The organism is Vreelandella venusta (assembly GCF_007989605.1).
Classification (GTDB): Bacteria; Pseudomonadota; Gammaproteobacteria; order Pseudomonadales; family Halomonadaceae; genus Vreelandella; species Vreelandella venusta.
The window spans coordinates 98,668-111,857 of the sequence record NZ_BJUL01000012.1; the positions used below are offsets into that span (position 1 = coordinate 98,668).

Annotated in this window: 10 protein-coding genes; all 10 read left to right on the forward strand. The window is 49.8% G+C overall.

Annotation, left to right across the window (positions count from 1 at the left end; all coding sequences use genetic code 11):
• The first annotated feature begins 192 nt into the window (after nucleotides 1–192).
• A complete protein-coding gene (locus tag HVE01_RS14225; RefSeq protein WP_146944847.1) occupies nucleotides 193–984 on the forward strand; it encodes a crotonase/enoyl-CoA hydratase family protein in 792 nt (263 codons plus the stop codon).
• A 1-nt stretch (nucleotide 985) separates the two neighbouring features.
• Nucleotides 986–2,815: a DNA repair helicase RadD gene (radD, locus tag HVE01_RS14230; protein WP_146944857.1), complete on the forward strand. Its 1,830-nt coding sequence runs from the start codon at nucleotides 986–988 to the stop codon at nucleotides 2,813–2,815.
• Nucleotides 2,816–2,923: 108 nt separating this feature from the next.
• A complete protein-coding gene (locus HVE01_RS14235) occupies nucleotides 2,924–3,883 on the forward strand; it encodes a segregation and condensation protein A (protein WP_146944848.1) in 960 nt (319 codons plus the stop codon).
• The gene (gene scpB / locus HVE01_RS14240; RefSeq protein ID WP_146944849.1) at nucleotides 3,880–4,680 is read left to right on the forward strand and encodes an SMC-Scp complex subunit ScpB; all 801 of its coding nucleotides are present in this window, start codon (nucleotides 3,880–3,882) and stop codon (nucleotides 4,678–4,680) included. Before HVE01_RS14235 ends, scpB begins: the two co-directional genes overlap by 4 nt.
• A complete protein-coding gene (gene rluB / locus HVE01_RS14245) occupies nucleotides 4,667–5,536 on the forward strand; it encodes a 23S rRNA pseudouridine(2605) synthase RluB (protein ID WP_125751341.1) in 870 nt (289 codons plus the stop codon). The genes scpB and rluB overlap by 14 nt, the downstream gene beginning before the upstream one ends.
• A 1,046-nt stretch (nucleotides 5,537–6,582) precedes the next feature.
• Complete coding sequence (locus tag HVE01_RS14250; RefSeq protein WP_244973752.1) at nucleotides 6,583–7,968, forward strand: TolC family protein; 1,386 nt, start codon at nucleotides 6,583–6,585, stop codon at nucleotides 7,966–7,968.
• A 129-nt stretch (nucleotides 7,969–8,097) separates the two neighbouring features.
• Nucleotides 8,098–10,308, forward strand: a complete 2,211-nt coding sequence (locus HVE01_RS14255; protein ID WP_146944850.1) for a type I secretion system permease/ATPase — start codon at nucleotides 8,098–8,100, stop codon at nucleotides 10,306–10,308.
• Nucleotides 10,305–11,537, forward strand: a complete 1,233-nt coding sequence (locus HVE01_RS14260; RefSeq protein WP_146944851.1) for a beta-barrel domain-containing protein — start codon at nucleotides 10,305–10,307, stop codon at nucleotides 11,535–11,537. The genes HVE01_RS14255 and HVE01_RS14260 overlap by 4 nt, the downstream gene beginning before the upstream one ends.
• Nucleotides 11,538–12,035: 498 nt before the next feature.
• Nucleotides 12,036–12,455 (forward strand): OmpA family protein, encoded by a 420-nt coding sequence (locus tag HVE01_RS14265; protein WP_146944852.1) that lies wholly within the window; start codon nucleotides 12,036–12,038, stop codon nucleotides 12,453–12,455.
• Nucleotides 12,456–12,660: 205 nt separating this feature from the next.
• A partial coding sequence (locus HVE01_RS14270) for a BapA/Bap/LapF family prefix-like domain-containing protein (protein ID WP_146944853.1) occupies nucleotides 12,661–13,190 on the forward strand: 530 nt, incomplete at its 3' end.

The window sequence follows — 13,190 nt, forward strand, 5'->3', positions numbered from 1 at the left end:
GGGCCGCTTTTTTCCTGTGGTGGAGAAGTGATCTTGGTAGTGGTGGCGATAAAATGAAACGTTTGTTTGAAAATGCCTCGTCTACGCGCCACACTCAGTTCACAGGCGCGTTTATCACGCCATAAGCGCACTACTTTACCAGCACGGCGATCGCCCACCGGTGGCGAGCCAAAGGAATCTTCGGGAGCTCGAATGCATCAACTCCTCAATGAACGTGTGACTCTGACGTTTGCTGATCATGTGGCTGAGGTCATGTTGTCGCGACCTAATCACCACAATGGTCTGGATTGGGCCATGATTGATGGTCTGTTGGCAGCCCAACACTGCCTGACCCAACTCGCTGGGCTGCGTGCAGTGGTCTTGAGCGGCGATGGTGACAGCTTTTGCGCGGGGCTCGATATGGCGTCGATCATGAGCGAGGCGGAACGGCTGCCCACCCTGCTGGCGCCCGACGAAGCGGGTATCAACCCGGTTCAGCGCTTGGCTCTAGGCTGGCGTGAAGCGGGGGTTCCCGTGGTAGCTGCCTTGCATGGGCATGTCTACGGTGGCGGCCTGCAGATAGCGCTGGGTGCCGATATCCGTATTCTCCACCCCAGCGCAAAATTGGCGCTGCTGGAGATTGATTGGGGCATCATCCCCGATATGGCCATTAGCGTGACGGGCGTGGGGCTACGCCAGGATGTACTTCAGGAGCTGGCGATAAGTGGACGCAAGGTGTCAGGGGAGGAAGCCTATCAGCTTGGCTTGGGCAGCCGCCTGAGCGATACGCCTCAGGGTGCTGCCCGAGAAACCGCAGCGCTTATTGCCTCGCGCTCACCTCGTGCCGTCGCTGCGGCTCGTGAACTGTTTGCTCATGGTCCGAATCTGGCTCCTCGCGATCGACTAGCCCTCGAAGCGCAGCTGCAGCGGCAGCTTTTAGCCGGTGCTGAGCAGCGTGAGGCGGTAAGTGCACGAATGGAGCGTCGCGCCCCGCGTTTCGACTGACATGCCCCAATTCAATCCTTCCAGCGATCCCATTTCTGGCTCACCACCCCGTTTGCGCCCCTACCAAACGGAGGCGGTAAAGCGTGTAGTCGGTCACTTCCGTGCCAGCAGCGCGCCTGCAGTGGTGGTATTACCCACTGGGAGCGGTAAGTCGTTAGTGATTGCTGAGCTGGCCAGGCTAGCTCGTGGCCGTGTGCTGGTACTGGCCCATGTGCGTGAGCTGGTTGAGCAAAATCATGCCAAGTACCAAGCCTACGGGCTTGAGGCAGATATCTTTAGCGCGGGCCTCAAACGTAAAGAGGCCAGCCGACAAGTAGTGTTTGGCTCGGTGCAATCAGTGGTGCGTAATCTAGAGCGCTTCAGTGACGCCAGTTTTACGTTATTAGTGATTGATGAATGCCACCGAGTGTCGCTGGAAAAAGATGCCAGCTATCGCCAAGTGATTGAGCATCTGCAGCGTCAGAATCCGCAGCTAAAGATTCTCGGTTTAACCGCCACGCCGTATAGGTTAGGGCAGGGGTTTATCTACCACCGCCATCATCACGGCATGGTACGCGGCGATGAAGCGTGCTTCTTTGCCGAATGCGTCTTTGAGCAGCCGCTACGATTGATGGTGAAACAAGGTTTTTTGGCGGATCCTAAACGGCTAGATATGGCCATTGAAGGCTACGATTTTTCCGCCTTGGCTCCTGCCTCTAACGGTTGGTTTCGTGAGGAAGAGCTCAATCGCGTTGTTGCTGGTAGCCGTGCTACGCCAAGGATTATTCAGCAGGTGGTTGAGTACGCTGAAGAACGCCAAGGGGTGATGATTTTTGCCGCAACGGTCGCGCATGCTGAAGAAGTTGTCAGCTACTTACCCGCGGACCAAGCGGCGCTGATTACCGGTGCGACGGCCTCCCAAGAGCGCACCTCTCTGATTGAGGCGTTCAAGGCGCGTAAGCTTAAGTTTCTAGCTAATGTGGCCGTGCTAACCACAGGGTTCGACGCGCCTCATGTGGATTTAATCGCTATTCTGCGGCCCACGGAATCTGTGAGCCTTTACCAGCAGATTGTTGGTCGAGGGCTGCGTTTATCACCGGATAAAACCAACTGCCTAGTGTTGGATTTTGCAGGCAACCCCTGGGATCTTTATGCGCCAGAAGTAGGTGAGCCAAAACCAGACAGCGACAGCGAACCGGTCCAGGTTGAGTGCCCCGCGTGTGGCCATGCCAACCTGTTCTGGGGTAAGCGTGATGGAGAGCTGGTGATTGAGCATTTTGGCCGCCGCTGCCAGGGGCTGGTAGACAACCCCAATCCGCCCACTAAGCCGGGCAAGAGTAAGCAGGGCATCTATCAAAAACAGTGCGATTTTCGTTTTCGCTTTAAAGTTTGTGAGCAGTGTGGCGCTGAGAATGATATTGCCGCTCGCCGATGTCATGGTTGTGAGCAACTGCTGGTGGATGCCGACGATAAGCTCAAAGACGCACTCAAATTAAAAGATGCCAAAGTGCTGCGAGTCAGCGGTATGCAGTTAGAGGCCACGACCAATGGGCGGGGGCTGCCACGTCTAAAAGTGACCTATTACGATGAAGATAGCGCGAGCTTGGCAGAGTGGTTTGCGCTGGAAACGCCTGCTCAGCGGCGGGCATTTTATGCTGTTTTTTTACGTAACCATCTGCGTGCGCCAGGCGCTAAGTGGCAGCCTGTTTCGCCGGTCGAAGTGGTCGAAGAGCAGCGCCGCCTGCGCCATCCCGATTTTGTTGTGGGGCGTAAAGTCGGACGGCACTGGCAGCTTCGCGATAAGCTGTTTGACTACCAAGGGCGTTATCGCAAGGCGGCTGAGGCAGGCTAGCAATACCTCGATAGGTGACACGCTGTTACACTGGCGAGCATAGCCATTTAACTAACCATGGGCGCTCAGCTAACCATGGATGTTTAACTAACAAGGAACACGCCCCGCGTGAGCGAGACGCCAAACGCCCATGTTGATCACGAACTTATTGAGCCAACTGCCGAACCGGTAGCGGAAGCGCTTGGGCGCCTGTTTGATGAGCCCATCATGCAGTTGCCGGAGGATCTCTATATACCGCCAGAGGCGCTGCGCGTGTTTCTAGAGGCCTTCGAAGGGCCGCTTGATCTGCTGCTCTATCTTATCCGCCGTCAGAACCTGGATATTTTGACGATCAATGTGGCGACCATTACTCATCAATACATTGAGTATGTGGAATTGATGAAAGCTATGGAGATTGAGCTGGCCGGAGAGTACTTATTAATGGCGGCTATGCTGGCGGAAATTAAATCCCGCACACTACTGCCGCGCCCACCGAAGGCAGAAGGCGAAGAGGAAGAAGATCCCAGGGCTGAGCTGATTCGCCGTCTGCAAGAGTATGAGCGCTTAAAGGAAGCCGCCGAAACGTTGGACACGCTGCCTCGAGTAGGGCGTGACTGGTTTAGTGTACAGGCGGGCCTGCCCCCGTTAGAGGCGCGGATAATTCATCCCGATGTTGGATTGGATGAGCTGTTTGGGGCGCTGTCGGATATTCTGAAACGCGCTGAGTTGGCGCAAGCTCACCAAATCAGCCGCGAGGTGCTCTCTACCCGCGAACGCATGCTGAAAATTATGGAGCAGTTAAGTCACGATGGGGACCATCAGCGCTATACCCCGTTTGAAGCATTGTTTACGTTGGAGGAAGGGCGCGCCGGAGTAGTGGTGACGTTTATGGCCATTTTAGAGTTAGCCAAAGAAGCCATGATCGAAATTGTACAGAACGCGCCATTGTCGCCCATTCATGTGCGTGCGCGACGTGCAGCCCTCACAGATGGAGAGGAGAGCGCATTTGAAGAGGCTGACTCAGACGATGGCGCCTCAGAGTCTGCATTTGAGGAATCTGCATTTGAGCCTGACGAGGAGTCGCCGTGAGAGACACCACGTTAGACGATATTATTGAAGCGGCATTACTGGCCGCTGGCGAGCCGCTTTCTTTAGAGCGGCTTGAAACGCTGTTTTTAGCAGACGAGTGCCCGTCTAAAAAAGCGCTGCGCGATACCTTGTCCCGCCTTGTCCTGCGCCATGAAGAAGGAGCGCTGGAGCTAGTAGAGACCGCGTCAGGATTCCAGTTGCGTATTCGCCCGCGGCTCTCTCATTGGGTGTCGCGACTATGGGACGAGCGGCCACAGCGCTACTCCCGGGCACTGTTGGAAACACTGGCGCTGATTGCCTATCGCCAGCCGGTGACGCGGGGAGATATCGAAGACGTGCGCGGTGTGAGTGTTAGTAGCTCTATTATCCGCACGCTAATGGAGCGAGGGTGGATTCGCGTGGTAGGCCATCGAGATGTGCCTGGGCGACCAGCCGTTTATGCCACCACCCGCAGCTTTTTAGATGATTTTGGCTTGAAAACCTTGGATGCATTGCCGCCGATGCATGAACTGGTCAATGCCGATGAAAGCGATACGGTTATTGAGCAAGATGAAACGCAGCCAGCACTGGACGAAATGCCTGAAACCGTGCAGGATGCGCCACCCCAGAGTGAAGAGATAGCTTCAGCTGAGATTGTTGCAGCAGAGATAGCTGATAAACACGCCGAGACGGCGTTAACCCAGCCGCTGAGTTTTGCCGATTTAGAGGCTCGCTTAGCGACACGTGCGCAGCGTAACGATGATGATGCGCGCACGCAGACTAACGATGTGAGGTCAGACGACCATGAGTCAGAGTAATAACACCACGCCCCCCGCCAGTGAAAAGCTGCAAAAAGTACTGGCCCGGGCAGGGCTAGGGTCACGCCGTGAAATGGAAACTGCCATTTCCGATGGTCGGGTAAAGGTTAATAGCCAGGTAGCCAAGTTAGGCGACCGAGTAGAAGCCCGCGATAAGGTCAGTTTTGATGATCGCCCGGTGTCGCTGCGCCCCGAAGAGGAAGTGCCGCGCCGTGTGATTATGTACAACAAGCCGGAAGGAGAGTTGTGCACGCGTAAAGACCCAGAAGGGCGGCGCACGGTGTTTGAACGTCTCCCTCGCCTGAAAGGCGAGCGCTGGGTTGCCATAGGTCGTTTGGATATTAACACTAGTGGCTTGTTGCTATTCACCACAGACGGTGAGCTTGCAAACCGACTAATGCACCCTTCGACCCAGGTCGAGCGAGAGTACGCGGTTCGCGTGATGGGTGAGGTCAAGCGCGAGCATATTGTCGCCATGGTTGATGGCGTTATGCTAGAAGATGGTCCAGCGCGCTTTACTGATGTACAAGAATTTGGCGGCGAAGGCATTAATACCTGGTTTCACGTGGTGATTTTAGAAGGTCGTAACCGCGAAGTACGCCGCCTGTGGGAATCTCAGGGGCTAACGGTTAGTCGTCTGAAGCGGGTGCGCTACGGCAACATCTTCCTTGATAAGCGCGCTAAAGCCGGCGAATGGGTTGAGCTCTCCCAAGATGAGGTCGACGACCTAGCTACGTTAGCAAATCTAGAAACTCGCAAGGTACCTGCACTAACACCCGATGAGAAAAACCGCTGGAGCCGTGATAAACACAAACGCCGCCCGGTTCAAGCTATGCGCAAGCCTAAGCGTCGCTAATAACGATCAACACCATCGGCACTATAACGAGTAGTGCCTCTCTGGTAATTCGATGAGGGTCTCCGTAGGCATCAATGTCTTCGGGACCCTTTTGTGTTTTCAGCCACTGTGTTACTAGCAATGCCCAGTGGTGTGGCCCCGTTCCTGTGCTGCTTTTTTGCCATCTACGTTACCGAGTTGCGATTAAGCCCAACCGGTGGGCGTGTATTTCCTCTCTTTGATCAATGTTGATTCTCTAATGCCTCTGAACTTCATCAAGTGAGAAAGATTTACTGCAAGGTGGATTTATCTCACCAGAGATGCGGCGATTTAATGCCGTATCTACAATCAATAAAAGTAATGCGCTGACAGGTCAAACGGTAATAATTGGGAGCTGTGAGGTGGCCCGTCTGCTCAATAAGAATACTAGTTGGGGCTCTTTTTACTTAACACCGACAGGTGGTAATTGGTTGAAAGAGATATGATTTTGACGCAATGGGACGTCTATATTAACCACAGCGCTAGTACTACAGGTAGGCCCTCTTTGACAGCATGATGTTATAGCAGTTGTGGAAGATATTGTTGTAAAGCAATGCGTGTATATGGAAGGTGATGTTGAGTTAAAAATTGTAGCGTAATTCTAAAGTTGATTAGCCGTCAGCCGAAGCCTTGTCATCCATATTAATTTAATCGTTATGGTTGAAGGAGCCTTGGTTTTACCTGAGTTTAAAGACAGCAGTAACGAGAAAGGTAAAGTACCAAATGGTTTTGAAACCCTTGGCGAGGTGTTGGTAGCGGGCTCTGAGTTGCAGAATCCACTTTAGATGAGCTTAATTAAAATACAGATGTGACTTGATTAAGACTTTAACGTTGGCATTATTGCCAAAGAACCGAGTCCGAAGGGCTTGTACGTTTTTTAGACAAAGATAGCCCAATATTGGCACGCAGTTTTTTGCAATCGATGCGGCCACTCTTAGTGGTATTGATGGCTAAATACTGGAATAGATGCTGCAAGGAAAGCCGTCATGTCACTCAAGTGATCATCGCGACATGGAGTGAAGCTAACTATGAGAAACCTCAGTGCTGACAAACTTAAAAATAAGACTCCCTACGTAGCATGGGCATTGGCTGCCAGTTTTTTGTCATGGGGCGGGATTAACACGACGTGGGCGCAGGTGAGTGAACCGTCGACATTGGAGGGTAACACTAATCAGCCAGTGCAAGAGGCTCGACAGCTAACCATGCAAGCCGCGGTGCAACAAGCGGTTAACTGGTACCCTTCTATTGCGGAAACATTGGGACGCTTATATCAGCAAAATGAGCAGGTGGCGGTGGCACGTTCAGGGGCGCTACCTCAAGTCAATGCAGGACTCTCATCAGAGTACAGAACATCCAGTAGCCAAACGGAAGAGGCGTTTAATATTACTGCCTCCCAGATGCTCTATGACTTTGGCAAAGTTGAAAATGAGGTAAAAGCCGAATTATTTGGAGTAGAGCGCGATCAGGCAAGAGTTCTATTGGCAATTGATCAGCTAGCGCTTGAAGTCGCTCAAGCGGTGATTGATATTCAGCGATTTGAAGCTTTGCTAGCGATTGCAGATGATCAAATTAACAGTGTCACCGATATACAGTTGTTAGCGGAAAGACGTTCAGAACTTGGCGCTAGTACACGCTCTGATGAGGTGCAGGCGCAGTCAAGGGTGGAAGCGGCTAGAGCAATACGTGAGCAGTACCAGTCACAGTTGACGATTAGTCAAAATAACTTAAGTCGGCTTATCGGAGCGCAAGGGCCAGTTAGCGTTGCGGACACACTTCCTGATGGCCTGTTACAAGTATGTAAGGCAGCTTCTGATCAGTTTCATAATGTACCGGAAATCATGGTGGCTGATGCCCAGCGCGAAGAAGCACGAGCACAAATTGCTCGGCGTGAGGCAGATTTTTACCCAACGATCTCCGCAGAGGCAGGCTTTAATCAATTTGTTAACCAGATCGGCAACAATGATGATACAGATGTATCGCTGCGGTTTAATGTATCCAGCAGCCTATATCAAGGTGGAGCCACCCTTGCGCAACGGCGATCTGCTGACTATGTACTGCAAGCACTAGAGGCATCAAAAGATAATATTTTAATTGAGTTACAAAGAAGAGTGCAGGATGCCCAGGAGCAAGCTCGTAGTGCTATGAGCCAAATTGATATTCTAAGGAAAAGAGTAGAGGACATGGCGATCACTCAGGAGCTATATCGACAACAGTATTTATCACTTGGGACGCGTTCATTGCTTGACTTGTTGAACGCAGAGGAAGAAATACAGCAGGCTAGGATTAATATGGAGAGTGCGCGTTACGATATGTATGCGGTTCAACTTGACTGCCTTTATGCATCTTCAGGTTTTCGCGATATGTTTGAAATAAGTAATGAAACTGTTCAAGGTGTTAGTTTATCTCCGTTGTAGTTGCGCTCGCCTCTTGTTCATGATTTTTCTTTGAGTGCTCTCCGTGAGGCTTTTATGTGTTTATGAGATGCGCTTTTTCTCGCACAACTGTCTACTATGATTTAATTATAAAATATAAGGTGTATAAATATGCCAAATGAAGAATCAGTAGAGCATGGTGAGGCTCAAAACGCCATATTTGATCATTGGATAGAGGCAATAGCAATAGTCGCCCGCCACTATCGATTAGATTACTCTGCTGAAAACGCTAAAATTCGTTCAGCTTGGAGCCAAGGGGCGGCGCTTTCTGATGCGTTTCGTGGTATTGCTCATCAATTGGGCATGACACTGACGATTGAGCCTTACAATAAAAAATTAATGACGCCCTGGCGGTTGCCCATTGTTGTGCAGTTTGACAATGGCCAGCTAGCTGTTATTGAAACAATAAGCAGTCAGAATGAAGTTGGACTGGTTTATTGTGGTGATGGGGGAGTAAAAAGCAGGCTTAATATAAGTGTGCTTGAACAGCACGCTGTAGGTCTTTATATGGCTCGGCCAGCACGTTCGGTGCCTGATTCACGCGTCGATGAATATATAAAACCTCATGATAAGCACTGGTTAAGAAAAATTGTTCTGCGGGATTGGAAACCGTATGGACACATTATGTTGGCCGCTTTAATTTCTAATATTCTAGCGCTGGCTGGAATTGTATTTACGCGGCAAGTTTATGATCGTGTGATACCCGCTGAATCCTACTCAACACTTTATGTGTTATTTAGTGGCGTTGTGGTTGCACTGATCTTTGACTTTATTTTGAGAAGGGTAAGGGTTCGGGTAACAGATCTACTGGGCAAACGTGCTGATTTACGCATGTCTGATAAAGTATATGGTCATGCGCTAAGAATTAAAAACTCAGAAAGACCGACGTCAACAGGCACATTTATATCGCAAATTCGCGAGTTAGAACGCGTTAGAGAGCTAATGACGTCAACGACGGTTACTGCGTTTTCAGATATGCCCTTTTTTATCCTTTTCTGTTTTGTTTTTTGGTATATCGCCGGCTCTTTAGTGTTAGTGCCAGTGGTGGCGGTGATGCTCATGCTGTTGCCCGCTATTTTGATACAGGGGAAACTAAAGAAATTAGCTACTGAGTCAATGCGAGAGTCGTCGCTGCGTAATGCAATGTTAGTTGAGTCTATACAAGGTATGGATGATATAAAATCGCTACAGGCTGAACCTAGGTTTCAAGGCCAGTGGAATCATTATACGTCCGAAGTTGCCGACTCAAGTCTTAGGCTAAGATACATTACCAACACATTAAGTGTCTGGAGCCAAACCATTATCACAGGGGTGTTTGCAACGGTTGTTCTGGTTGGGGCTCCAATGGTGATGTCTGGTGACCTAACAAGCGGTACGTTGATAGCGGCTTCTATTCTATCGTCCAGAATGTTGTCGCCAATGACAGGTTTGACGCAAGTGCTTAGCAAATGGCAACAAGCCAAGGTGGCTGCTGAAGGTCTTGATAAATTAATGCAGCGTTCGACGGACTATCCTGAAACAGAAAAAAGTGTTCATCGTCCAGTTATCAACGGTGATTATCTATTTAGCGATACAACGTTTAAATACAGTGCCGACGCTAAAACGCCATCACTTAAGATTGAGCAGCTACAAATAAAACTGGGTGAGAAAGTGGCTGTTTTAGGACGTAATGGTGCGGGTAAGTCGACGCTGTTACAGGCGTGTTCGGGGATGTTGGAGTCTTCGGAGGGTGAAGTAACGCTGGACGGTATCCGCCTTTCACACATTGACCCTGCTGATGTTCGGCGTGATGTGGCTTTCCTTAGCCAGAACGCAAGGTTATTTCACGGCACTATCCGTGAAAACCTATTGATGGCTAAACCCATGGCATCCGACCAGGACTTGATCGAGGTGTTGGAAATGTCAGGTGCCCAAGGTTTCATTCGCAAGCTTGCAGATGGGCTCGACCACGTTATTTTAGAAGGTGGCAGCGGCCTTTCTGGAGGGCAGAAACAGGCACTATTGTTAGCCCGTTGCTTTCTTCGCCAGCCCAATGTTTTGCTGCTTGATGAGCCTACCGCGTCACTGGATGACAGTTCAGAGAAACATATCATTCAATCACTAGCTGCATTCGCGGCTAATAAAACCTTAGTGGTCTCCACGCATCGCATGGCCTTATTGAGCTTAGTGGAGCGTATTATCGTGGTTGATAATGGCCGTATTGTGATGGATGGTAAAAAAGCTGACGTGCTCGCTAAACTTAAACGTAACCCTACGACTGTTAAACGTGGTGTAAATTCGTCGCAAAACCTGCATCGGAAAGGTGGGGAGGGGGCATCATGAGTCAGTCAAACAATCATAAAGCAGATTCGAAAAGGTTGCTTTTTCTTGATTTTGAACAAGATAGGCAACGCCAGGATCAACATTCCGATGATGCTAAAACGACCCGTTCGGTGCGTATTATTTGGTGGGTATTAGCCTGCTTCTTGAGCTTCGCTGTCTGGGCCTACTTCGCAGAGCTGGTCGAAGTGGCTTCCGGCGAGGGCAAGGTGATTCCCTCTTCACGCGAACAAATTGTGCAGTCGCTTGAAGGTGGGATCGTGACCCAGCTAAACGTGCGAGAAGGAGATATTGTTGAAGCTGGGCAAGTGCTGGCTCAACTAGATCCAACCCAGTCTCAATCTATCGTTGAAGAAACAGCAGCTAGATACAGAGCGGCCTTAGCACGGGCAAGCAGACTGGAGGCTGAGGTAAATGAAGAGCCTCTTACTTTTCCAGAAGAACTAGATAATTATTCAGGTTTAGTGGCCGGAGAGCGGTCACTGTACGCAACAAGAACCAATGCACTAGAGAGTTCGCTTTCAGGTATCGAAGATACGTTAGCAATAGTGCGAGAAGAGTTAGGGCTAACAAGATCACTCGCTCAGGTGGGGGCAGCAAGTAACGTGGAAGTGCTCAGGCTGCGCCGCCAGGAAGCTGAGTTGGAGCTCCAAGCTGCCGATGTCCGATCAGAGTACTTTGTGTTGGCTAGGGAAGAACTTGCTGAGGCTCGCGCTGACATAGAAGCTTTTTCTTCTGTGATTATGGGGCGCTCGGATACGCTTTCCCGGCTTACTATGCTTTCTCCAGTAAGGGGGGTGGTAAAAGATGTGGAGGTAACAACCAGGGGAGGGGTGATTCCACCTAATGGTCGGTTAATGACTATTGTGCCTTTGGATGATCAATTACTGATCGAAGCACGTATCTCGCCACGAGATATCGCGTTTATTCATCCTGGGCAGATGGCTAACATTAAAATAACGGCTTATGACCATAGTACTTATGGTGGCATGGAAGGTGAGGTTGTGACGATTTCACCGGATACGGTACAGGATGAAGCCGACCCTAATATTTTTTACTACCGTGTGTTTGTACGAACAGAGAAGGATTCGTTAGAAAATGATATAGGCACAACATTTGATATTGTGCCTGGTATGGTGGCGACAGTGGATATACGCACGGGCAGTAAAACTGTCTTTGATTACTTGGTAAAACCACTGAATCGCGCACAGAACGCGATGCGAGAAAGATAACAGGTAGTATGTGTCGCGAGTAGTGAATACTACAAGTAAGTGGTGGCGAATTTTGGGTGATTGCCGCCATTTTTTTCACTGCTTCGTAAGTTATCTTTAGTAATAATTCATCGATAAGCTTCTTTGGCTGAGAGTTATTGGTGTTAATCTTCCTCCCTTTCCTCATTAACTGCTTAACTTTCTCCTTGCCTACTGGAGCAGATCACTAGGGCTAGCACAGTAGGTCGTTCTAGTAGCACTATTACTTAAATACGTCAATTTGGCACTGCTCAAAAAGTGTAGTGGCATAAGTGGCGCGTATTATTAATGTGATCTAATTTTAGTGAGTTTCGTAATGAATAATAAATAAGGTTACGTCGTCGGGGCCGAGTTGATGACATGCTCCACGCACGTGAGACGTTTCGCAAACAAGCTACTGTTACTGGCTAGCAAGGTTCGAGCATTGGTGGGGGCGCTCTTCCAATCGTATCGGTAGCGATGACGTGTAACGGAAAAGCTATGGAACAATATAATCAACCAAGGGCTGTGCTATCGGTAGGTGGGGGGGAGTTAGCATCAAGCAGTACTATCTGTTCTGCTTATGTAGAGGCGTTTCCTAGTGCTCAACTATCTCACGCAGATGCTGAACTCTCAACGTCAGCCCAGTCTCAGAAAGTCAGCTTTTTAGCTGATTTTTTATTTGAGTTTGATAGCTATGCCTTTCTTTCGTCAGGCCTATCAGAACATCAGTGTGTTATTCAAGGCGCCCAGGCGAGGTTTCAAGTTTCCAAGATTTTAGTGGCTGGGAAGAAAGGCCAAATTGGTTCGGCAGAATACAACTTGCGGCTTTTTGAACAGCGGAAAAAAGCAGTTGCTTTATCAAAAGAGTGCTTGGCGTTTAACCGCCGCGTCGAGATTTTCTCACCAGAAAGTATTTGAAACTGAGCGTGGCTAGCTTTTTCAAGTTTGCCAAACACTTCTAATTAAAGGAGGGCCTAATCCAACAATAATTGGTTTTGACTTTGAAAGTTCTTTCCAGCCTTGAGAGTTTTCTGGCCGAGATGCACCAGTGTTCTACAGGATGTTTGGGGAAAGCGAATTCGTCAAGGTAACCCTTTGGAAGTAAAACGAAAATAGGTGAAGCATGGACAATGCACTCATTGTCATTACTCCTAAAGCGGGTGGTGATTCGGTTGAAATACCAAGAGGCAGTGTTGTTGATTTGCAGGAACCGAGCGTCGTTACGATTTCTGTAGGACCTGAAGAAACTGCCGCTTTTGATCAGTCGGGAATGGATCTGATTATCACCCTGAAATCCGGTGAGCAAATTGTCATCGCTGGCTTTTTTAATACCCTAGAGGGGGAGCGCACGGAATTACTTCTCAAGGATTCTGAAGAGGTGATTTGGTGGGGGCAGTACGAGGTACCTTGGTCTGGATTTGAGTTCTCTGAAACCCTAGTGGCAGCAGGCGGGCAAATGCAAGATAGTAGCTCCCCAACTTTGGCAGCTGCATTAGGAATGCTTGGTTTAGTTGGCATTGCTGCAGCTGCCTCCTCTTCGTCTTCCTCAAACAGCGACTCTGATTCCGACGCTGACGCCGATGCCGATGCAGACGCAGATGCCGACTCGGATTCTGATAGCGACTCGGATGCAGATGCTGACGCAGATGCAGA